Here is a 22,283-nt window from a genome sequence, read left to right as displayed (position 1 = left end):
TCGTAGTTATACCAAAATAACCTTATATTATCAGTTAAATCTACTTAGCTTTTGCTTAATTATTTGAGTTGAAACTTGTTCGTTAAAGTTAGTATAAAAGATATCTATTATTTTAAATAATTAGATATCTTTTCTGCGATGCCGTATTTTGAGTCATCTGAGAGAATTATTTGAGCAGCTTTTTTATTGTCGGTGTTAAATACTATCGGACCTATAAAGTTAATGACTGAGTCTTCTATAGGGTTTTGAATTAGAACAATATTTAGCGTTAAAATATTAGAACTTTCATCAACTTCTAGTATTTTTTGAATATTTGTAGGTACTTCAAAATCATATTCACGAAGCACAAAAGGATCTATTAGTGTAAAAGACAAGTACTTGTCATCTACAGCTTGCATCTTCATGAATATATCGTCAATTTTTTCTAAAGTAACCTCTTTTACACCCTCAAACCCTAAAAGTGGTACAGCTATTTCAAATTTCATATATTAAACCTCATATTTTTTACGATTAATTTTATTATTGTAGCACTAAAAGCATAAATTGTACCTAGTTTAATTTATGTTATATATCTTTTGGATAAAATACAAAACTATTTAAATATAGGAATATAAAAAAATAATGAATTATAAATTAAAAATCTTATCTACTCTTTTGATATCGATATTTTTACTCGGTGGATGCTCAAAAGAGATAGAAGAATACAACAAGCCTGCAATCTATTGGTACTCAAAGATAATTGAGTCAATCGCAAGTTCAAACTATGAAAGAGCTGATGATTACTATGCATCGCTTCAAGGGGAGCACATCGGTTCTCCGCTTTTGGTAGAAGCAACGATGATTTTAGCAATCGTGCATATGGAAAATGAAGAGTATCTTTTAAGTGAGCATTTTTTAAATGAATACACAAAACGTTATGCCAACGCAAATGAAAAAGAAACGGCACAGTTTATGAAAATAAAAGCTAAATATATGGCATTGCCGCATCCAAGACGTGATCAGGCGCTTATAAAAGATGCTATTATTGAAGGTAAGAAGTTTAAACAAAACTATCCAAACTCAATGTATTATCATGTAGTGGATACTATGCTTACAAGACTTTATATGGGTGAAGCATCTTTAAATGAGTCTATAGCAGGTTTATACGACAGAGTAGATAAATACGAAAGTGCAAAATTTTACAGAGAGTTAAAGCCTCAGCCATGGATAAATTGGGATGAAATCGAACGTGCCCGCACTCCTTGGTACAGATCATGGTTTGAAGGTGACGGCGGTGAGAGTTGGTACGGATTTTTAATTCCCGATACCAAGAGTGTAGTATCTCGTAATTCAAATGTTGAAGATAGTGAAGAAAAATAAGGATTTAAATATGAATTTAAGTAACTATGGAGAATTCCCAGCAGATATACCGGTAATAGCAGAAGATGAACTTTTTTTATATCCGTTTATGATATCTCCGCTTTTTTTGAGTGATGAAAATAATATAGAAGCTGCAACAAAAGCTATTGAAGAGAGTTCGCTTGTAATAGTATGCTCAACCAAACCCGGGCATGATGGGGAGAGAAAGCATGATTCACTTTATGAAGCAGGTGTTATAGGCTCAATCATGCGTAAAGTCTCTTTACCTGATGGACGTGTTAAAGTATTGTTTCAAGGTTTGGCTCGTGCTAAAACTATCTATGAGGTATCTAGTAAACCACATATCGCACATGTAAATGTGTTAGAACCTATAAATAACGACTCTCCTAAACTTGATGCTTTTTTGGAAATTGTCCGTGAAAAAGTAAGAATATTATCGGGTGTAAGTAACTATTTTCCGCCTGATTTACTTAGAACTATTGAAGAAAATCACGACCATAACAGAATTATTGATTTAATTTGCTCAAGCGTTAAACTAAAAAAAGAACAAGCATATAAAATTTTCGTTGAGGTAGATACCGAAAAAAGATATATGCATCTTGTGGACTACCTTATAGAAGAGATAGAAGCCAACAAACTTCAAAAAGAGATAAAAAGCAAAGTTCATACGAAGATAGAAAAAGTAAATAAAGAGTATTTCTTAAAAGAGCAGTTAAAGCAGATTCAAAAAGAGTTGGGTACTGATACTCAAAGAGAAGAGGAAATAGAAGAGTATAGAAATAAACTTGAAGCCAAAAAATCAAAAATGGATCAAGATGCATACAAAGAGATTAAAAAACAAATAGATAGATTTTCTCGTATGCATCCTGACTCTTCAGATGCTTCTATGACCCAAACATATTTAGAGTGGGTGTTGGAAATACCGTTTGGCGAAGAGGCTAAAAAAGCCTTAAAAGTTCATGATGTAAGTGAACAGCTAAATAAAGACCACTTTTCCCTTAAAAAACCAAAAGAGCGTATAGTTGAATACTTTGCAGTTAAAGAATTAATGGAGCTTCGCGGTATTAAAAACGATTCTGATGCAGGGGCTATTTTATGTTTTAGCGGACCTCCGGGTGTAGGTAAAACTTCACTTGCAAATTCAATTGCAGAAGCATTAAAGAGACCACTTGTTCGTATAGCTCTTGGCGGTTTGGAAGACGTAAATGAGCTTCGCGGGCACAGACGTACGTATGTCGGAGCAATGCCCGGACGCATAACACAAGGTTTAATAGATGCTAAAAAAATGAACCCTGTAATAGTACTTGATGAGATAGACAAGGTGTCTCGTTCACTAAGAGGAGATCCTACGGCAGCACTTTTAGAGATACTTGACCCTGAGCAAAATAAAGAGTTTCGTGATTATTATCTAAACTTTAATATAGATTTGCGTAAAGTTATTTTCATAGCTACGGCTAATGATGTAGGTAGTATTCCCGCACCTTTAAGAGATAGAATGGAATTTATTACCATAAGTTCATATACGCCTCAAGAAAAGTTTGAGATTGCAAGCAGATATTTAATACCCCAAGAGTTAAAAAAACACGGTCTTAAAAAAAGCGAACTCAGCATCTCAAAACCTGCACTAAAAGAGTTGATACACTCTTATACTCGTGAAGCAGGTGTTAGAAACCTGCGTCGTCGTTTGGCTGAGATGTCAAGAAAAGTCGCTCGCGAAATTTTAGAAAAGCCGGAGTTAAAAAAAGTATCTCTAAGTGTTAAAAATTTAAAAGATTATTTTGAAAAAACGGTTTTTGAGATAGAAAAAACAACTAAAAAACCGGTAGTAGGTGTTGTAAACGGTTTAGCTTGGACGGCCGTGGGCGGAGATGTATTAAAAATAGAATCTATTCGTATAAAAGGTAAAGGAGGATTGACGCTTACGGGAAGCTTAGGCGATGTTATGAAAGAATCTGCACGTATAGCTTTTAGCGTTGTAAAAACCTTGATTGATACTAATAAATTAAAAATAGAATCTAGTAACGTACCTAAAACTTTTAAAGAACAAGAAGATAAAGTTAAAGTACCTGCAAGCGAGGTTTATAAACGTTATGATCTTCATGTCCATGTGCCTGACGGTGCTACTCCAAAGGACGGTCCGAGTGCAGGTATAGCTATGTGTAGTGTCATTGCTTCTATACTAAGTTCTAAAAAAATCCGTTCGGAGATTGCTATGACAGGTGAGGTTTCTTTAACAGGTGATGTACTGCCAATCGGAGGCTTAAAAGAAAAACTGATAGCTGCGCATAAAGCAAATATGAGTAAAGTATTGATTCCCGCAAAAAATTATGAGAGAGATTTAGAAGATATTCCAAAAGAGGTTAGAGATTCTTTAGATATTATTTCTGTAAGTCGTATAGAAGAAGTTTTAGAAGAAGTGTTGGTTTAGAATAAAATTAATACTTTTTTAACAAAGTGTTGATATTATTCACTATATTATTGTCACAAAACTGTCAAAAAAGGAAAAATATGAATAAAATAATATATCCTATAATAGCATCCATAGTTTTACTAAGCGGATGTAGTGATACAAAACCTGCACACACGAAAAATATGCATAAGATGTTTCAGAGTGTTTCTAAAGAAGAAGCTACTCTCGTTCAACAAGGTAAAGATAAACAATATTGTCTTAGATGCGGTATGGATTTGGTTAAGTTTTACAAAACAAGTCATGCTGCAGAGAGTGAAGACGGTAATACACATTACCAATACTGCTCAATTCATTGTTTAGAAGATCATTTAGGTGACGGTATCAATCTTAAAAATCCTAAAGTCGTAGATGTTAAATCTTTAAAATTAATTTCTGTAGCTGATGCTGTTTATGTAGTAGGTAGCAAAGTACGCGGTACTATGACTCGTGTAAGTAAATATGCCTTTTCAAAAAAGCAAGATGCAGAAGAGTTTAAAGTACAAAACGGCGGTGAAATTATGGATTTTAACTCTGCTCTAGCAAAGGCAAAAGAAGATTTTGAACACTATAACCGTCATTAGACGATTACAGTCTCAATTTTTGTTTTAAGCTGATCCGCACGGATTGGCTTCATTAAAAAGCCGTTTGCTCCATACTCCAAAGCTTCACCTTTTTTTGTCTCATCTGTAGTTAAAACAATAATAGGAAGCTGTTTTAGGTTTTCATCTGCACGTACGACTTTTAGCATCTCTATACCGTTCATTACAGGCATGATAATATCTAAAAGTATTAAATCTATATCATTACGGGATTTTAAAATACCTATTGCATCTGAACCGTTTCCGGCTTCAATAACCTCCGCAACATCTCCGGTTTTCATAAGCATAGATTTTAAAAGCTTAAGATTGATCATATCATCGTCAACTGCTAATACATTTATTTGTTTTGACATCTATTTTTTCCTTTATTTAATAAATTTTTCAAAAATTAATCTTAGTAGATCTTTATTTATTACATTTTTGATAACATCATCTACATATTCTCTATCGGAATCATTTTCCAAAATTGAGGGGTCGTTTATAAGAACTACTTTAGTGTTTAAGCCGGTTTTGTTATTTGAGACTTTAATTTCATCTTGAATTACTTTAGGGGCTACGTCTTTTAGTTCTTTATCGTACATTATAAGTTTATAGCTATCTTTTCTAATAGCATCTTTTAAATCTTCCATTGAATTTACGTAACTGTAACTATAGCCTAAAGAGTAAAATATTTTTGTGTAAAGTTTAGTTTCAAACTCACTCTTTTTAGCCAATAATATATCTGCTTTATACGCAGAGGAATCATTTGTTTTTTGAGTTTCTTTATCTTCTGCAATAACTTCTTTTTCTTCTAAAATTTCCTTTTCTTTTGGAACACTTTTCTGTGTTGCTTTAACTTCTTGCTCCTTAACCTCTACGATAAAGTCAGCTAAAAAGTGATTTAAAATATTGATTATTTCCGAACGTACAAGAGGTTTTGTGGTATATTCATCCAATCCTGCTGCCAGGAAACGTTCACGGTCACCTTTTAGTGCATTAGCCGTAAGTGCTACGATAGGAATATGTTTCTCACCTGCAGTTTTTTCATATTCTAAAATCTCGGCAGTAGCTTCTGTACCGTCTAAGAAAGGCATTTGAATATCCATAAAAATCAAATCAAATTTACCGTCTTTACGTTTAGCAAATGCCTCTAAACCGTTATTTGCAATGGTAACATTTAGACCTAAATCTTCTAATGTCTTTTTGATAAGTTTTTGGTTAATGATATTATCTTCTGCAATTAAAACATTTGCATTAAATCTATTGCTTCCTTCTGCAAATTTTTTGCGATTTGCTTTTTTAGTTTTTTTCTTTTCTATTATACTCGCATCATAACTCTCTAAAGCTAGTTTTACTTTAGATACGTTAAGCGGTTCGTATAAAGTTTTAGATATATTTGCACCGATTGATTCTACTTTTTTCATAAATGATGATTTCGTCATTAAAATAAGCGATGGATTTAGTTCGCCAAAACGGATTAGTTCATCATCTGAGGTATATGTATAATCTACAAATAAAAAGTCATAGTCTTGTTTATTTTTAACCTCGTCAATATTATAAAAAACGTTATGTGCTACTCCAAAATAGTCAAGATATTTAATTAAATTTTCATCTTGTTGTTTTGATTTATGGTCATTTTTAAGGACTAATGCTTTAAGATTTGAAAAACCGCCTTCAGATGAATCGTTTAGTGTCTCTATCTCTTCAAGTTCAATAGTAAAGAAGAATGTAGTACCTTCTCCAGGTTCTGAATGTAGATCTAGTTGACCACCCATTAATTCAATAAATCTAAATGAAATAGTTAAACCAAGACCTGTACCACCGTATTTTCTGGTAATAGAAGTATCTGCTTGAGAAAATGCTTCGAAAATTTTGGCTTTTTGCTCACTTGTAACACCTATACCGCTGTCTTTAACTTCAAATCTAATTCTGGTTTTACCTTCATATTTAGATTCTTCTTTAGTTATGAAAATATTAATAGCACCGGAATTTGACGTAAACTTAACGGCATTTGAGAGAAGGTTGATAATAACTTCTTTAATTTTTGTCGGATCACCTTTAACCGGTTGTTCTAGTGCCGGATCAATATAACAAGCAAGATCTATCTGTTTTTCTGCGGCACGAACGGAGTAAACTTCGACGGCACTTTCAAACTCTTCTATAGGGTTAAATGCAATATCCTCAATCTCAACTTTATTTGATTCGATTTTAGATAAGTCTAGAATATTATTTATAATTTCAAGTAAATTCTCAGAAGACTTTTCAATAATCTCAACAAATTCAGATTGTTCATCACTTAACCCTGAATCTTTTAAGAGTTCTGTAAAACCGACGATACCGTTGAGCGGTGTACGGATTTCATGAGACATATTCGCTAAGAACATAGATTTAGCTTCACTTGCCTCTTGTGCCAATATTTTATCTTGTTTGGTTCTTTCGATAATTTTCTCTAACAGGTTATAAGCTTTTTCAGTACCTTGTGATGTTTGAAGATCTATTTCAGAGGCTTCGGTATCATCATCTTCATCAATTGCATTTTGAAGTACGTGTTCAAGGTTTTTAATGTTTCTAGAAATTTCATTTGATAGAATAAAACCAAGTATAGCCAATAAGAGTGATACTATCCAAGTCGTTATAGTAGCAGTTAAAAACTCTAAAGCACTATCTTTAATCTCTTGTGCCCTGTCATCCATAGCTTCTAAAATAGTTTCTTCTGCTTTAGATAAAATATTTGTTTTTTCCGATAGCATTGTAAACCAAATACCGGAAGATATATCATATTGCCCGCTGCCGGCTGTAGAAATAATTGCTGTTCTTTCTATATTTATATCTTCAAATAACTCTTTTGTATCTTCGTTTTTAAATATTGTATCTAATCTTGCTATAAGCGTATTATCGCGAAGGGTATAGTATTTAAATGAATCGGCTTTAGATATAAGCGATAACCAGTAGTTAAACTCTTCCTCTTCAAACGCAGTTGAACGAGCAATCGCATGAGATAAAAGATCTCTTTCCGATGCCGTGTATTCTTTAGCATGTACGATTTCTAAATAAACGCCTGATAATTCATTAATTGTTTGATCGTTTTGATTTGCTGTGATTGTTGCAAGTTTTTGGATACTGTTTTTTAAAACAGTTCCGTATATATTTTTATAAACATAGTTAAAATCTGCATTATTTGAATCAACTTCCTCTCTTGTTTTTCGGATTAATTTATATGCATCTTTAATGTAACTAATATCTGTACAAGTAGCACATCCTTTTGGAGAACCGTCTTTATGTTCATGTAAACTGCTGTCGTTAGCTACCTGAGAAACAAAAGTATTGTAATCCCTATCAACAAGTAATCTTTGCTTTTTTAACGATTTTAAAGTATTAGGCGAAAAGCTACCTAAGTACATTACGGTCATACCGCGTTCACGGGAGATGTTACCGATAAGATTATTTAAAAGTTTATTTTGAGAAAGTTTGTTTGTTAGTGTAGTTGCTGCATTTAAATCTTTGTATGAATCATAAACATAGTAACTCGTAAAAGAAAAAACAATTAAAATTGGAAAAAGAGATATTAGTCTAAGTCTATTTTTTAATCCAAACTGCATATTAGTCCTTTAACTCTAAAATCTGAAACAGAGTTTCTTCGATATTATTAACAATATTATTGGCATCATCACTGTTTTGAGTTGTTATTAGAGCTTCAATATCTGTTTTAAAAGCATCTACTCTCATATTGTCACACATACCTTTTAACTTCACGGCAGCATGTTGCCATATTTGAGATTTGTTTGATTCGATAGCTTCTTTAATCTCTGAAATTAATTCTTTACTAGCTTTCGCATAATCGTCAAAAAGTTCGTTAAAACTCTCTTCATCTAAGCCAATTTCGTTTGCTACGACCATTTTATCGTATAGTTGAGTAGGTTTTATATCTTCAATTTCATTTAAAATATTTTCTTTTTCTTTTGTATCTATGAGCTCGTCTTGTTCTTCATCCAATATATCAAAGTTGTCAATATCGGCGATTTCAAGAGGCTCGTCTTCAACATCAGCGATTTCAAGAGGCTCGTCTTCAATATCAGCAATTTCAAGAGGTTCGTCTTCAACATCGGCGATTTCAAGAGGTTCGTCTTCAATATCGGCAATTTCAAGAGGTTCGTCTTCAACATCGGCGATTTCAAGAGGTTCGTCTTCAATATTATTTTCTATTATAGGTTTAGTTTCAGGTTTTTTATCCTCAATATCTTCACCTGCTAATTTTGCAATAATTTTATAAAACTTATTTAAATCTGCAATAGAGGTAGTAAAGTCTGAAGCCTTATTTATTTGTATTAAAATTTCTTGTGCATCATGAATTCTTAAATTTGCCGCTACACCCTTTAACTGGTGAGATAACGATTTTAACTCAATCATATCGTCATTATCTACAGCTTCATATAGTTTAGGTTTAAACTCTTTTGCTTGCATAATAAAGTCATTAATAAAATCTTGAATTGTTGCAATATCCATCTCTAAAGCATCTGCCGTTTCCTGAATATCAAAAATATAGTCACTCTCTGCTTCTTCTTCAGTATCACTTTGTACCTCTGCCGGAGCTGAAGAGATAACTTCTTCACTTTCAATATTAATATCTTCCGTGTCATCATCTAAGATTATATGCTCATGAAGGTTTTCGGCTAAATCTTCTCTGGTAATTTGTCTGTCTTCAGGCTCTGCATCTCCGATTTTTTCCAATTCTTCAGAACTTGGTTCAAAAACATCTAGATTAAATTCATCTTCAAGTTCATAAGGGTCTTCTTCAACTTTACTTTGAGGTATTATGTCCTCATCGATATCTATATCCATTATATCGTTTTCTACTACACTAGGAGTTGCATCCAAAACTTCAACTGATTCTGAAATTTCTTGAGTTTGTACTTCTTCATCTTCTTCTTTTTCAATTTCAGCTACGTAAGGTGTTGAAACAGGTGCTACTCTTGTTTGTAATTCACCGGATATCTCTTGAGTCTCTCCTGCAGATAAAAAGCGAAGGTTGTTTAGACTAATATTATAAGCCGGTTTTGTAGGATTAGAAGTAAGATAGATGGTCTTAATATCTAATACCGAAGAAAAGTTTTTTCCGTTTGCATGAATAATAACTTTTGATGAACTTTTGTCCGTAGAACATAGCATAAAATCTATCCAATGAACGTGTTTAAAGTTATGGATATGTCCCGGAATTTTTACAAATAAATCTGCAAAGTCGGCAGCTTCGGCTTGCATCGATGCAAGGTTTGAATAGCCTAAGGATTTTAAATTATCTTCATCTATTCCAATAAACTGTTTTTTATTATCGTATATAAGCATATTTTTTTACCTTGATCTTTAATTTTTAGAAGTTAACATTTTTGCGTAAAGAGCTTCATTTTCTTGAATATTTTTTTTGGAAGCCTGACGTGCTACGGATATATAACTAATGATTTCTCCGTTATTGTCTTTTATTGGAAGTACACTTAAATCATCCCAATAATATTTGCCGTCGCTTCGTAAGTTTTTTATAAGTCCTGTCCAAGATTGACCGTCATTAATGGAGTTCCATAACTTTTCAAAAATTATTTTCGGCATATCTGGATGTCGAATTATTTCATATGTCGAACCTATAACTTGTTCACTCGTATAACCTGAAGCTTCATAAAAAGCAGTATTTGCATAAATTATTTTCCCAGACAAGTCAGTTTGAGAGATAATTGCCTTACCATTGTGAATAAACTCTTCGTCTATAGGTGTTACTTGATTCATCCTTAAAACCTTATATAAATTTTCACAAAATTAAATTTTCTTAATATTATCATAAAAGTTAAAAAACAAAACTTATTTATAGAGATTTTTGATTATATTTGCATCTTTTTTATTTAAAACAGTGCTTATCTCTTCAATGGATAATGTTTTAATATGTTCAAAAGTACCAAAGTGATTCAATAGTTTTTTAACTTTTGCATGAGAAATTCCGTTTAAATTTAAAAGTTTACTCTCTTGATCAAGCTTTAATTTTGTTTTCTTATGAAAACCTATAGCACATCTGTGTGCTTCATCTCTCAAGTTTTGTACCCATTGTAGTCTTTTATCACTTGTTTTGAGTCTAAAAACTTCATCTTTTGTATAGATTATATCTTTTGCCGAGCCTTTTGCACGGTGTGCTTTTTCATCGACTTTTTCTTTAGAAATAGCTATTACGTCGATATTTACACCTGATGATTCAAGTATATCCAAAGCCAGTTTTAGCAAAGTAGCTCCACCGTCTAATACCCATAAATCAGGAGGCGAGTTTTTTTCAAAACTATTTATACGACGTGTTAAAGTCTCTCTCATTTGGGAATATTCGTCTTTTGCATCCAGATGATAGGTCCTGTAAGATTTTTTATCAAACTTGGCATTGTCATAGACTATCATAGCACCTACAGTTGCCATACCTGCCATATGGGAGTTGTCAAAACATTCCACTCTTTGCGGAAATTTTTCTAGTTTAAGAAGTTCAAGCAGTTGGTTTTCTACTTTAAAATCTATAGTTTTTTTGTCATTTTTCAGTAGTTCTTTGGCATTTATCAATGCTAAATCTATGAGTTGTTTTTTCTTACCTCTTTGAGGGATTATTATTTGAGCTTTTTTATCAAATATATCGCTTAGATACTCTTCAACACTGTCAATCTCATCAAAACTTTCTTGTAATAAAATAGGAGCAATGATAGGTGGCTTTTGTTGATAAAACTCTATTAAAAGTCTGTGAAAAATTTCCTCTTTGTCAAAACCGTTATTTAGAGTAGTTATGCTGTGCGAAGATGAGATTATCTTCCCGTTTCTCATAAAAATTTTAAGTATGACGAGTCTTTTTTCATTATGTTCAACCGCAAAAATGTCGAAGTTCTCACTTGATGCAAAATCAATATCGCTTTTTATTTCACTTCTTGAAATTCTTTCACACCTGTCCCTAAGCTCTGCTGCTTCTTCAAACCTTAATTCCTCCGCGTAAAACTCCATTTTTTTCATAAGTTCACGAGTTAGTTTAGATTTGCTTTTTATAAGTTTTATAGCTTTGTCTATCTCTTTTTGATACAACTCGTTTGGTATCTCTTTTTCACACGGACCAAGGCACTTGTCTATTTGATAGTACAAGCAGAGTTTTTTTGATTTTAAACAACCTTTTTTTTGAACAAGTTTACAAAGTTCATATATTGAGTTTAAGATATCTCTAGCACCTATAGAATAAGGTCCAAAGTATGTTATATCTTTTGCATCTATGATTTTTCTGGTTATATCGAATCTCGGATACTCTTGTGCGTAGTCAATGTAGATATATGGGTATGTTTTATCATCTCGAAGTAATATATTATATTTTGGATTGAGTTGTTTGATTAGAGAATTTTCTAAAATCAAAGCATCGTGTTCGGTATTTACTACTATATAGTTTAAAGTTATCGTTTGTTCAATCATACTTTTTATTCTGTACGAAAGGTTTGGACTAGGTCTTAATGTAGGGGTAAAACTAAAGTAACTCTTTACACGGTTTTTTAAGTTTTTTGCTTTTCCGACATATAGCAGATGCCCGTCTTTGTCAAAATATTGATATATACCGGCAGAAGCAGGCAGTTGCTGAATGGTTTCAGTTAATGTCATTATGTTTTATAATGTCCCTTATACTTTTTACTAAAGAATTTAGTTTTTCATCTTTTATATTTACTTCAAAATCACCTTTTGCTCTCTCTTTATATGTTTGTTTAATTACTTTAGTACTTATTTGTTCTTTTTTAGGCGTATGAGTTACAAAAGCTTTGATATCGGAAACAGTTGTATCGCTACATTCATCAGGCATATGGAACTTTAAAGCGCTTTTAATATTTTGTATACTATTATCAAATTCTTGTTTACCGGCAGGGTGGTTAAACACAAAAAAAAGAGTATTTTGCTTAAAGTATGCAAAGTTTATCATCTTTTGAACCGGTTGTGTAAATAGTGACTGTATTTTTTTTATGCAGTTCACCTTGGATAGTTTAGAAAATTGAGGTTTATTTTGAATAATATCTATAATCTGAGAAGCATTTTTCATAAAGTAATTATAGCTGTATTTTTGTTAAGTTTTAGTGGATGCGGTGTAAAAAAACCACCATATTATCAAGACAGTGCAGTTATTTCTGTTGATGAATCTCAAGAAGAAGAGAAAAACTGATGAGATATGATGTGATTATCATAGGAGCCGGAGTAGCAGGACTTTATGCTGCTGTAAATCTTCCGAAAAACAAAAAAGTACTTATAATAAATAAACGAGAGACTTTTAAGTGCAATAGTTTTTATGCTCAGGGCGGAATAGCCTTAGCTAAAGATGAAGCAGATATACCTTTGCATATAAAAGATACTTTGGATGCAGGTGATGGTCTTTGTGATGTGGAAGCGGTAGAAGTTTTGTCCAAAAACTCAAAAGCGGTAATTGACGATATTATAAGTCGAGGTTTTGAGTTTGATAAAAATGAAAACGGAGAACTCGCCTACACAAAAGAGGCTGCCCATTCTACATCTAGAATTTTACATGCAGGAGGTGATGCTACGGGTAGGTATATGCATCATTTTCTTCTTCAACTTAATCCGCATCCTATGCTTGGCGATACCAGGGTTGTAGATTTGCTCATAAAAGACGGAAAATGTCATGGTGTAACCGTACTTGAACACAGAGAGTTAAGAAATATATATGCAAAAAACGTAATTATAGCAAGCGGCGGTATAGGTTCTTTATTTGAATATCATACGAATGCACCGACAATAAGTGCAGATATTCAAGGTCTATGTGTTATGAAAGGGATAGAACTTGAACATATGGAGATGACACAGTTCCATCCGACCGTATTTGTAAAAAATAGTTTTGCCCAAAAGGTTCTCTTAACTGAGGCTCTAAGAGGCGAAGGTGCTACAATTGAGGATGAATACGGAAGAAGATTTTTATTTGAGTATGATGAAAGAGGTGAACTTGCATCTCGTGATATCGTAAGTAAAAGTATCTATGATTATACTCAAAAGACAGGTTATAAAGTCTATTTAAGTATGAAAAATTTCGATTTTAAATATTTTATAAACAGATTTCCCAATATATATAAAAATCTACAAGATTTAGGCTTTAATGTTCCTTTACAAAAAGTACCTATATCACCGGCTTTTCACTACTCTATAGGTGGAATTAAAACTGATTTAAACGGGGCTGTTCCGAGTATCGAAAATCTGTATGCAATAGGTGAAGTCGCTTCTGTTAAAGTACACGGTGCAAATAGGTTGGCTTCAAACTCTCTTTTGGAAGGTTTGGTTTTTGCAAAAAAAGCAGTTGAAAATATATTATTGAATTTCAGAAGTTTTAAAGACGATGAGTTCTTTGAGTTTGAAGTACAAAATGATATTATGAGTTTAAAAGAAGACAAAGAGAAAAAAAATAAACTTAGAGAGATAATGTGGAAATATGTTTCTATAGTTAGAACAAAAAAAGGCTTATTGGAAGCAAAAGAGCAAATTAATGTGCTTTTAAATGAAAAAATTGGTAAACTTCTAAAGTTTAGATTACTAACGGCTAGAGAGATTGTAAATTCAGCTTTAGCAAGGGAAGAATCAATTGGCGTCCATACGATTCAAAAAGAGGAGAATTAATGTTAAGGATTTTGAGTATGCTTAGTTTAACAAGTGCGTTAGCTATGGCTAGTGGGGGAGATGCAGGTGGTGCTATACCTGATCTTACATTTACGTGGGTCGGTATTGCCGCTTTGGCAATTTTTATAATAGGTTATTATTTTGTTGCTATGGAGGAGCATTATCATATAGATAAAGCAAAACCTGCATTATTAATAGGTACTTTTATGTTTATGTTAATAGCACTTTATTATTCTATTAACGGTTTGGATATGAACTTGGTACATACTCAAGCACAGCACCTTATTTTAGAGATAGCAGAGATATTTTTCTTTTTATTCGTAGCAATGACATATATTGAATCTATGATTCATATGGGTGTGTTTGATAGACTAAAATACAATCTTGTTTCAAAAGGTTATACATATAGAAAACTATTTTGGGTAACCGGTATTTTAGCATTTTTTATCTCTCCTATAGCAGACAACTTAACAACTGCTCTTATCCTTTCAACTGTGCTAATTACTATTGAGCGTGAGAAAAAAGAGTTCCTTGTACCAGGTGCTATAAATATAGTTGTAGCAGCAAATGCCGGCGGTGCATGGTCTCCTTTTGGAGATATTACGACACTTATGGCTTGGACTGCAGGAAAAGGTACATTTGTTGACTTTTTATTTTTATTTCCTGCATCTATAATCGGTTATGTAATAACTGCATTTTTACTATCTAAAGTTGTTCCGGATACAGTCCCTGAGTTTGATATAACAAAAGAGAAAAAACCTGAGATGATGGCTGGTGCAAAAGTTGTTATGGGACTTGGAGTATTTACAATATTTTCAGCCGTGATGTCTCATCAAGTATTACACTTACCTGCAATGTGGGGTATGATGTTTGGTTTGTCTTTACTTAAACTATATGCTTATAAACTTAAAAGAATACATGGTTTAGGTCATTTTGATGTATTCTCTTCTATGAGTAAAATTGAGAACAACACTCTTATGTTCTTCTTTGGTATTTTAGCAGCTGTCGGTGCACTCTATTTTATAGGTTGGTTAGCTTTAGCCTCTGTAGTATATGAACCGTCAGTTTTAGGCCCTACTTGGTCAAATGTCGGTGTCGGTTTCCTATCAGCTATTGTTGATAACGTACCTGTTATGTCTGCGGTACTTAAAGCATCACCTGAAATGGCACACTCTCAATGGATGCTAGTTACACTTACTGCCGGTGTGGGCGGATCTTTAATCTCATTTGGTTCAGCTGCGGGTGTAGGTGTTATGGGTAAATTGCCGGGCGTATATACGTTTGGTGCACATATGAAATACTCATGGACTATTTTAATAGGTTATATAGTATCTATTGCCGTATGGTATGTACAGTTTGAGATGTTAGGCTTTGGTGCCTAGCATCTAATTGCTCTCAAATTGAGAGCAAAAAACTTCTTCATATAAAACATTAATCTAACTTATTGTATCCTTTCAAAATTATTTATTTTTTCAAAGGCATTTAAATGACAAATGTTAGCATCATCGTTTTAGATTTCGGTTCTCAATATACTCAACTTATCGCTAGAAGATTACGTGAAGATAAAATATATTGTGAAATCCTTCCTTATCATACATCTGCAAAAGATATAAAAGCAAAAAATCCTAAAGGTATCATTCTTAGCGGTGGTCCCTCTTCGGTATATAGTGAAAATGCATATGAAGTTGACCAAGAAGTTTACAAAATGGGTATTCCAGTTCTTGGTATCTGTTACGGTATGCAAAGAATAGCAGTTGATTTTGGCGGTAGTGTTATAAGAAGCGATCATCATGAGTACGGTAAAGCTGAATTAAATATAGTTGAACCTGAACATTGTTCACCTCTACTTAAAGATTGTGAAAACGGCAGAATTGTGTGGATGAGTCATTCCGATCGTGTTGATGAACTACCTGAGGGTTTTAAACCTATTGCAGTTTCAGATAACTCTCCATATGCAGCTATAGCAAATGAGGAAAAAAACGTGTATGCTATGCAGTATCACCCGGAAGTTCAACACTCGGAAGAAGGTTACTTAATGCTCAGAAATTTTGCAAAGAATATTTGTGGAGTAACTGAGAAATGGAAAATGGAGCACTTTTTAAAAGAGCAGATTAAAATTATCCGTGAAAAAGTAGGTGATGGAAAAGTGCTTTGTGGATTAAGCGGTGGGGTTGATTCTTCAGTTGTTGCTGCAATGCTTTACGAAGCAATAGGTGATCAGCTTATTCCTGTATTTGTTGATAACGGACTTTTACGCAAAGGTGAGCGTGAACAAGTTGAACAAGTGTTCAAACTAAACCTAAAAGCACCGCTTGTAACTGTAGATGCAGCTGAAAACTTTTTAGGTAAATTAGCCGGAATCAGCGATCCTGAGAAAAAACGTCAAATTATTGGGCACACTTTTATAGAAGAGTTTGAAAAAGAAGCTAAAAAACACGACGGTATTAAGTTTTTAGCTCAAGGTACACTTTATCCAGATGTTATTGAATCTATCTCTGTAAATGGTCCGAGTGAAGTAATTAAGTCTCATCACAATGTAGGAGGATTACCTGATTGGATGGATTTTGAACTGATTGAACCTTTACGTGAACTTTTTAAAGATGAAGTACGTAAAATCGGTCTTGAATTAGGACTTCCAGAATCTATGATAAACCGTCATCCGTTCCCTGGACCAGGTCTTGCAATCCGTATTATGGGTGATGTTAACAAGCCTGACCTTGACCTTTTACGTGAAGCTGACGTTATCTTATTAGATGAATTAAAAGCAAGCGGATACTATACTAAAACTTGGCAGGCATTTGCAGTTTTATTAAACGTAAAATCAGTAGGTGTAATGGGAGATAACCGTACATACGACAACACTGTATGTGTACGTGTAGTTGAGGCAGTTGACGGTATGACGGCTACATTTGCTCATTTACCGCATGACCTTTTAGAAAGAATTTCTCGTCGTATTATAAATGAGGTTGATGGAATTAACAGAGTTGTTTACGATATATCTAGTAAGCCACCTGCAACAATCGAGTGGGAGTAAGCGCACAAGCTTCTCTCATGAAAAAAAATATTTATTTATTTTCTATATCTTCGCATCCGGATGCAATAAGCATCAACTCTCTTGATGTAAAGCTTTTAAAACCTGATATAGACTTCTCTTTATATGACTATTTAATTATAACATCAAAGCAAACCAGTCTTGCACTTGAACAATATAACAAGAATGATTATATAGATAAAAAAGCATTGTGTGTATCCGTAAAATCGGCTGAAGCTTTTGAAGAACTTGGCGGAAAAGTACTAAATGTCGGTGATGGATACGGTGATGAGTTAAGCTCTATAATAAAAAAATATCCAAAATCTACAAAATGGCTTTATTTGCGTGCAAAAGTCATAGCAAATGAATTTGTAAAAGAAGCAAAAGAAGATAGCTACAATATAGATGAAGTAATTGTATATGAAAGCGGATGCTCAAAAGAGATATTAAAAACAAAGGTGGAAGATGAGTCTATTTTGATTTTTACATCACCATCAAGTGTAGAATGTTTTTTAAAAAATAATGAAATAAGTCATAAAAATAAAGTTATTGTTATCGGTAAAACAACCGTAAAAGCATTACCTAAAAATACCCAATATTATATTTCCGAAGATAGAACTATAGACTCCTGTATTGAATTGTCAAAAAATATATGAAATATAAATAAAATTAATTAGTGATTTATATTTAATTAATATTAATTTAGTTATATTTAGGCTGATACAAGAATTATGTAAGAGAGGGGTGTTAGGTGTTTTTTTCTTCGTCAAATAATGATACGGATAAAGTTCTGGAATTAGAAAAAGAGATAGAACTTTTAAAAAGTGAATTAAAATTATATAAAGAGATATCCGGTTTTTCCCAAGAAGAGATAATTGTTAAGGTTTCAAAAAACGGAACAATTGATTTAAAAAATTCTGTTGCAGAAGCTATGGTCAAAGATGATGGTAAATTATCCGGCGCACTTGATGTAAATAGTTCAAAAATAAATGTGGATGGTTGTAGCGGAAAAGTAAAATCAAAACGTCTATCTAACGGTGATATTTTATACAGTATTATTAAAACGGACATAAAAACCGATAAAGATAGCGATATTATGTCAAAACATCAAAATGCTATCAGGTATTCTTTAAAAGATTCACAAAAAACTTATGAAGATATGTTAAAAGAACTTAGAGTTATGAGAACGGAATCTTCTACTATCGCCAATGAATCTAAAGACGGTTTGGAACTTATTACGGTTTCTATGGAAAATATGAGTGACCTTTCACATAAGATGCAAGATACGCTTGAAGGTGCAAACTCTTTGGGAATTCGTTCAGGTGAAATTTCAAATGTCGTAACTTTAATTGAGGATATAGCAGACCAGACAAACCTTCTCGCATTAAATGCGGCTATTGAAGCTGCACGTGCGGGTGAACACGGACGCGGATTTGCCGTAGTCGCAGACGAAGTTAGAAAACTGGCGGAAAAAACACAAAAAGCTACGGGTGAGATTAGTATAGTAGTAAAATCTATGCAACAAGAAAGCTCATCTGTTCAAGAAAACATAGAGACTACAAGCACTATCTTAGAAGATACAAAAGTAAAAATAGAAGATTTAGAAGAGAAGATAATTTCTTTTGAGAAAAAATCTTCGAGAAGTGTTTATGAGGTTGAATACATAAGTGACAAAATTTTTGCATCTCTGGCTAAAATAGACCACGTAATATATAAAAATAATGTATATGCACTTCTTTTCGGGGAAGAAAATGATTTCCAAAAATCAGATCATAAATCGTGTAGATTAGGTAAGTGGTATAATGAAGGTATCGGTAAAGAAGAATTTAGTGAAACGGCTTCTTACCCTAAACTGGATTCATACCATGCTTCCGTACATGAAAATGCAAATAAAATTGTTGAAGAGTGTGCAGGTGATAAGGCTATATGTTCAAAAGAAGAGATAGAAAAAATGGTTAACGAGATAGAAGCATCAAGTCTTAAAGTATTTGAATACTTGGACGGTATGGTCGAAGAAAAAGCTGAAATAGTTATGAAAGGTGCTATTAAAGAACTATTTAAGGGATCGAAATGAAAAAGGTAGCTATTGTTGATGATGAAGTTCAAGTTACAACAATGATTGAAAAATATTTAAAAAGAGACTCAAAATACTCTGTTATTACATATAACAATCCAATAAGTGCCTTATCGGGCATACCAAACGATACCGATGTTGTTCTGCTTGATATTATGATGCCGCAGATGAACGGGCTTGAATTATTGGAAAAACTGATGGAGAAGTACCCAAATATAAAGATTATAATGATGACGGCATACTCAACCTTGGATAAAGTGTTAGATGCTCACAGGTTTGGAGCAGAAAACTATATAATGAAACCATTTAGTTCAATGTCCGTAATTACAGATAAAATAGAAGCTATGACCAAGTAAGTGAATTATGGAACTTGCATTTTTAGCTGTTGTAGCTATATATGCTTTGTATAAAACAAAACAACAAAGTAAAAAAATAAAAGATATTCAAAGCAAGTTGGAGGACTTGGAACTATTTTTAAATACCTCTTCCGTGCCTATTTTTGTAAAAGATTCAGACGGTAGTTATATAGAATGTAATAATGCTTTTTTAAAATTGATTGAAAAAAGCAAAAAGGACATTTTAAATACAAAAAATATAGATGAAGATATACTCTCCTCTTTACATGAAGAGATGGATAAACAATTGTTAAAACAAGAATCCATCCGTTACAAAGAAATTTTTTTGTTAAAATCACATAAACCTCATATGTATGAATTTTTTAAAAATTCTATCAGAGATTCTAAGGGCAATTATAGAGGTTATGTTTGTATTATGATAGATGCTACAGAGCATGAAAGACAAGAAAATCTACTTCAATGGGAAGCCCACCAAGAGATTGAAAAAAATAAAATTATTTTAAAAAAACATGAAGACGAAAAGTTGGCAAATGCAAAATTTACCGCAATAGGACAATTTGCAGCCGGCATCACACATGAAATAAACACCCCTCTGACATACATAAAAGGTAATTTGGAACTTTTAAAAATGGACTTTTTCGATTTGGTTAAGGATGTCTCGCAAAAAAAGCAAATATTGGAAAATATTGATGATATGCAGATAGGAATTGATAGAATAGCTACAATAGTGAGTTCTATGAGAGAGATGTCTAAACAAAAGCAAGTCGGTTTGAGTCGTAGTAACTTATACGCTACTTTGATTACATCTTTAACAATGACATATAACCGTTCAAAACAAATATGTAAAATATATATTAACGATGAGGAATTTACATTAGATATTTCAAAAGATAGATATGAGTTTTTTGCAGATATTCAAGACCAAAGAGTTGAACAAACATGGATTATTATTATAAATAACGCACTTGACGAATTGAAAAAAAAGCCAAACTTCGATGAGAGAAAGTTAAATATAAATATTGCACGGCAAAACTCGAAAATAAAGGTTGAATTTCGAGATAACGGGGGCGGAATTCCAGAAGATATAATGGATGATATATTTGAGCCATTTATCTCAGGTAAACCAGAAAGCGGTGTTGGTTTGGGTCTGAGTATAGCAAAAAGAATTTTGGATGAACAAAATGCAACAATAAGAGCTTATAATGAAAATAACGGTGCTGTTTTTGAGATAATTATTGCCGCTAGTTAATTTTCAATTTTGATTTTTTGGTGTATAATTATATTAATAGTCTGAATGACTCGATATTTGCACAAATGAGGGTTCTACATATTCACTTAGCGAATTACTAGAACTTTTGTGTGTCGGTATTATCGTTTGAGGCAAGTTAACTCTGCTGAGATTTTGCCGCCTTTATAAAGTTCTCTCTTCGCCCAAATTCGGCCTTGAGAACCGAAGCTAATGCAAGTCGGTCTTTCGGGCTATTTTCATTTCAATTAAAAACTCACAGGAAAATTTATGAAAATTTTAATACTTGGTGCAGGTGGACGAGAATACTCTATTGCAAGAGCAATTTCAAACGAAGACGAACAACATGAACTTTTTTTTCAGCCAGGTAACGGTGCTACAAATAATTTAGGTACAAATTTAAATATTAAAGATTATAACGATTTAGCTGTATATGCAAAAGAAAATGAAATAGAATTAACAATAGTCGGACCGGAAGCTCCGTTAGTGGATGGTGTGGTAGATATTTTCAAATCTCACGGACTTACTATTTTCGGACCGAGTAAAGAAGCTGCGCAGCTTGAAGGCTCAAAAGTATATATGAAAAACTTTTTGGCAAAATATAATATTCCTACAGCTCGCTATATTGAAACTTCATCAATTGAAGATGCATTCAAATTTACAGATACTCTTAGTACTCCTATTGTTGTAAAAGCGGATGGGCTTTGTGGTGGTAAAGGGGTAATAATAGCACAAAGTCATGATGAAGCCAAAGTGGCAATATCTGAGATGCTAAGTGGAAAAAGTTTTGGAGATGCAGGGCTTAAAGTAATCGTAGAAGAGTTTTTAGACGGTTATGAACTTTCAATGTTTGCCGTATGTGACGGTAAAGATTATATCCTTCTTCCGGCTGCACAGGACCATAAACGTCTAATGGATAACGATGAAGGACCAAATACGGGTGGTATGGGTGCATATGCTCCAACTCCTCTTGTAGATGAAGAGTTATATCAAAAGGTTAAAGATAGAATCATCCGTCCTACCTTAGATGGTATGCAAAAAGAGGGTGCACCTTTTGAAGGTGTTTTATTTATAGGAATAATGGTTGTAAACGGTGAACCGATAACTTTAGAATTTAATGTCCGTTTTGGGGATCCTGAGTGTGAGATACTTATGCCGCTTATGACTTCAAGTGTATCTGATATGTTTTTAAAAGCTGCAACAAACCGTTTATCTGAAATAAAAGTTGAATTCTCAAAACAATATGCAGTCGGTGTAGTTATGGCTAGTGAGAATTATCCATATTCTAGTTCGACTCCTGCTGAAATTATTTTAGACGATACTCACCATGAGGAGATAGAAAAAAATACTCATATATCTTATGCAGGCGTTAGTATGGATGATAATAAGCTTTATGCAGACGGAGGAAGAGTTTTAGTATGTGTCGGCTTGGGTGATACAATCAAACAAGCAAGAGATCGTGCGTATTTAAGATGCGGTCAGGTACATTTTGCAGGTAAAAAACTTAGAACAGATATAGCTTATCAAGCATTATCTTAA

At 33.0% G+C, this 22,283-nt stretch carries 18 protein-coding genes; 11 read left to right on the top strand and 7 right to left on the bottom strand.

Features of this window, described 5'->3' with window-relative positions; all coding sequences use genetic code 11:
* Nucleotides 1-107 precede the first annotated feature (107 nt).
* Nucleotides 108-485 carry a flagellar assembly protein FliW gene (fliW, locus tag FJR48_RS09160; RefSeq protein ID WP_152307834.1) on the bottom strand — a complete coding sequence of 126 codons (378 nt, stop codon included), beginning with the start codon at nucleotides 483-485 and terminating at the stop codon, nucleotides 108-110.
* Nucleotides 486-621: 136 nt separating this feature from the next.
* Between fliW and FJR48_RS09155 the strand changes: the two genes are divergently transcribed.
* The 3 genes from FJR48_RS09155 (at nucleotide 622) to FJR48_RS09145 (ending at nucleotide 4,389) form a co-directional block, all read left to right on the top strand.
* Nucleotides 622-1,359 carry an outer membrane protein assembly factor BamD gene (locus FJR48_RS09155; protein WP_152307833.1) on the top strand — a complete coding sequence of 246 codons (738 nt, stop codon included), beginning with the start codon at nucleotides 622-624 and terminating at the stop codon, nucleotides 1,357-1,359.
* Between the two features lie 10 nt (nucleotides 1,360-1,369).
* Nucleotides 1,370-3,787 (top strand): endopeptidase La, encoded by a 2,418-nt coding sequence (gene lon, locus FJR48_RS09150; protein ID WP_152307832.1) that lies wholly within the window; start codon nucleotides 1,370-1,372, stop codon nucleotides 3,785-3,787.
* 80 nt (nucleotides 3,788-3,867) lie between these two features.
* On the top strand, nucleotides 3,868-4,389 hold the full coding sequence (locus FJR48_RS09145; protein ID WP_152307831.1) for a nitrous oxide reductase accessory protein NosL: 522 nt from the start codon (nucleotides 3,868-3,870) through the stop codon (nucleotides 4,387-4,389).
* On the opposite strand, the gene FJR48_RS09140 is transcribed toward FJR48_RS09145, so the two are convergent.
* From FJR48_RS09140 to FJR48_RS09115, 6 genes are all read right to left on the bottom strand, one after another.
* Nucleotides 4,386-4,760 carry a response regulator gene (locus tag FJR48_RS09140; RefSeq protein ID WP_152307830.1) on the bottom strand — a complete coding sequence of 125 codons (375 nt, stop codon included), beginning with the start codon at nucleotides 4,758-4,760 and terminating at the stop codon, nucleotides 4,386-4,388. The two genes, FJR48_RS09145 and FJR48_RS09140, sit on opposite strands and share 4 nt — an antisense overlap.
* A gap of 12 nt (nucleotides 4,761-4,772) precedes the next feature.
* On the bottom strand, nucleotides 4,773-7,985 hold the full coding sequence (locus FJR48_RS09135) for an ATP-binding protein (protein ID WP_152307829.1): 3,213 nt from the start codon (nucleotides 7,983-7,985) through the stop codon (nucleotides 4,773-4,775).
* Between the two features lies 1 nt (nucleotide 7,986).
* Entirely contained in the window at nucleotides 7,987-9,726 is a 1,740-nt protein-coding gene (locus FJR48_RS12345; protein ID WP_241856047.1) for a hypothetical protein, read from the bottom strand.
* Between the two features lie 18 nt (nucleotides 9,727-9,744).
* On the bottom strand, nucleotides 9,745-10,158 hold the full coding sequence (locus tag FJR48_RS09125; protein WP_152307828.1) for a PAS domain-containing protein: 414 nt from the start codon (nucleotides 10,156-10,158) through the stop codon (nucleotides 9,745-9,747).
* Between the two features lie 72 nt (nucleotides 10,159-10,230).
* The gene (gene uvrC / locus FJR48_RS09120) at nucleotides 10,231-12,030 is read right to left on the bottom strand and encodes an excinuclease ABC subunit UvrC (RefSeq protein WP_152307827.1); all 1,800 of its coding nucleotides are present in this window, start codon (nucleotides 12,028-12,030) and stop codon (nucleotides 10,231-10,233) included.
* Nucleotides 12,017-12,460 carry a hypothetical protein gene (locus FJR48_RS09115; RefSeq protein ID WP_152307826.1) on the bottom strand — a complete coding sequence of 148 codons (444 nt, stop codon included), beginning with the start codon at nucleotides 12,458-12,460 and terminating at the stop codon, nucleotides 12,017-12,019. The genes uvrC and FJR48_RS09115 overlap by 14 nt, the downstream gene beginning before the upstream one ends.
* Nucleotides 12,461-12,579: 119 nt before the next feature.
* Between FJR48_RS09115 and nadB the strand changes: the two genes are divergently transcribed.
* The 8 genes from nadB (at nucleotide 12,580) to purD (ending at nucleotide 22,283) form a co-directional block, all read left to right on the top strand.
* Nucleotides 12,580-14,037: an L-aspartate oxidase gene (nadB, locus tag FJR48_RS09110; protein WP_152307825.1), complete on the top strand. Its 1,458-nt coding sequence runs from the start codon at nucleotides 12,580-12,582 to the stop codon at nucleotides 14,035-14,037.
* 17 nt (nucleotides 14,038-14,054) lie between these two features.
* Complete coding sequence (gene nhaD / locus FJR48_RS09105; RefSeq protein ID WP_430739317.1) at nucleotides 14,055-15,419, top strand: sodium:proton antiporter NhaD; 1,365 nt, start codon at nucleotides 14,055-14,057, stop codon at nucleotides 15,417-15,419.
* Nucleotides 15,420-15,523: 104 nt separating this feature from the next.
* Nucleotides 15,524-17,071, top strand: coding sequence for a glutamine-hydrolyzing GMP synthase (guaA, locus tag FJR48_RS09100; protein ID WP_152307823.1), 1,548 nt, complete (start codon nucleotides 15,524-15,526; stop codon nucleotides 17,069-17,071).
* A gap of 17 nt (nucleotides 17,072-17,088) precedes the next feature.
* Complete coding sequence (locus FJR48_RS09095) at nucleotides 17,089-17,724, top strand: uroporphyrinogen-III synthase (RefSeq protein WP_152307822.1); 636 nt, start codon at nucleotides 17,089-17,091, stop codon at nucleotides 17,722-17,724.
* A 95-nt stretch (nucleotides 17,725-17,819) separates the two neighbouring features.
* Entirely contained in the window at nucleotides 17,820-19,142 is a 1,323-nt protein-coding gene (locus FJR48_RS12560; protein WP_152307821.1) for a methyl-accepting chemotaxis protein, read from the top strand.
* A complete protein-coding gene (locus FJR48_RS09085; RefSeq protein WP_188108567.1) occupies nucleotides 19,139-19,498 on the top strand; it encodes a response regulator in 360 nt (119 codons plus the stop codon). Before FJR48_RS12560 ends, FJR48_RS09085 begins: the two co-directional genes overlap by 4 nt.
* Nucleotides 19,499-19,505: 7 nt before the next feature.
* Nucleotides 19,506-20,747 carry a two-component system sensor histidine kinase NtrB gene (locus tag FJR48_RS09080; RefSeq protein WP_152307819.1) on the top strand — a complete coding sequence of 414 codons (1,242 nt, stop codon included), beginning with the start codon at nucleotides 19,506-19,508 and terminating at the stop codon, nucleotides 20,745-20,747.
* 267 nt (nucleotides 20,748-21,014) lie between these two features.
* Complete coding sequence (purD, locus tag FJR48_RS09075; protein ID WP_152307818.1) at nucleotides 21,015-22,283, top strand: phosphoribosylamine--glycine ligase; 1,269 nt, start codon at nucleotides 21,015-21,017, stop codon at nucleotides 22,281-22,283.

This window comes from Sulfurimonas lithotrophica, assembly GCF_009258225.1.
GTDB lineage: Bacteria > Campylobacterota > Campylobacteria > Campylobacterales > Sulfurimonadaceae > Sulfurimonas > Sulfurimonas lithotrophica.
The sequence above is the reverse complement of the archived record's forward strand: the minus strand, read 5'-3'. Positions and strand labels throughout refer to the sequence as shown.

Coding starts and splice junctions, on each gene's coding strand:
- fliW (WP_152307834.1), bottom strand. CDS start 485: ATGAAATTTGAAATAGCTGTACCACTTTTAGGGTTTGAGGGTGTAAAA.
- FJR48_RS09145 (WP_152307831.1), top strand. CDS start 3,868: ATGAATAAAATAATATATCCTATAATAGCATCCATAGTTTTACTAAGC.
- FJR48_RS09115 (WP_152307826.1), bottom strand. CDS start 12,460: ATGAAAAATGCTTCTCAGATTATAGATATTATTCAAAATAAACCTCAA.
- purD (WP_152307818.1), top strand. CDS start 21,015: ATGAAAATTTTAATACTTGGTGCAGGTGGACGAGAATACTCTATTGCA.
- FJR48_RS09095 (WP_152307822.1), top strand. CDS start 17,089: ATGAAAAAAAATATTTATTTATTTTCTATATCTTCGCATCCGGATGCA.
- FJR48_RS12345 (WP_241856047.1), bottom strand. CDS start 9,726: ATGCTTATATACGATAATAAAAAACAGTTTATTGGAATAGATGAAGAT.
- FJR48_RS09125 (WP_152307828.1), bottom strand. CDS start 10,158: ATGAATCAAGTAACACCTATAGACGAAGAGTTTATTCACAATGGTAAG.
- uvrC (WP_152307827.1), bottom strand. CDS start 12,030: ATGACATTAACTGAAACCATTCAGCAACTGCCTGCTTCTGCCGGTATA.
- nadB (WP_152307825.1), top strand. CDS start 12,580: ATGAGATATGATGTGATTATCATAGGAGCCGGAGTAGCAGGACTTTAT.
- nhaD (WP_430739317.1), top strand. CDS start 14,055: ATGCTTAGTTTAACAAGTGCGTTAGCTATGGCTAGTGGGGGAGATGCA.
- FJR48_RS09140 (WP_152307830.1), bottom strand. CDS start 4,760: ATGTCAAAACAAATAAATGTATTAGCAGTTGACGATGATATGATCAAT.
- FJR48_RS09135 (WP_152307829.1), bottom strand. CDS start 7,985: ATGCAGTTTGGATTAAAAAATAGACTTAGACTAATATCTCTTTTTCCA.
- FJR48_RS09085 (WP_188108567.1), top strand. CDS start 19,139: ATGAAAAAGGTAGCTATTGTTGATGATGAAGTTCAAGTTACAACAATG.
- lon (WP_152307832.1), top strand. CDS start 1,370: ATGAATTTAAGTAACTATGGAGAATTCCCAGCAGATATACCGGTAATA.
- FJR48_RS09080 (WP_152307819.1), top strand. CDS start 19,506: ATGGAACTTGCATTTTTAGCTGTTGTAGCTATATATGCTTTGTATAAA.
- FJR48_RS09155 (WP_152307833.1), top strand. CDS start 622: ATGAATTATAAATTAAAAATCTTATCTACTCTTTTGATATCGATATTT.
- guaA (WP_152307823.1), top strand. CDS start 15,524: ATGACAAATGTTAGCATCATCGTTTTAGATTTCGGTTCTCAATATACT.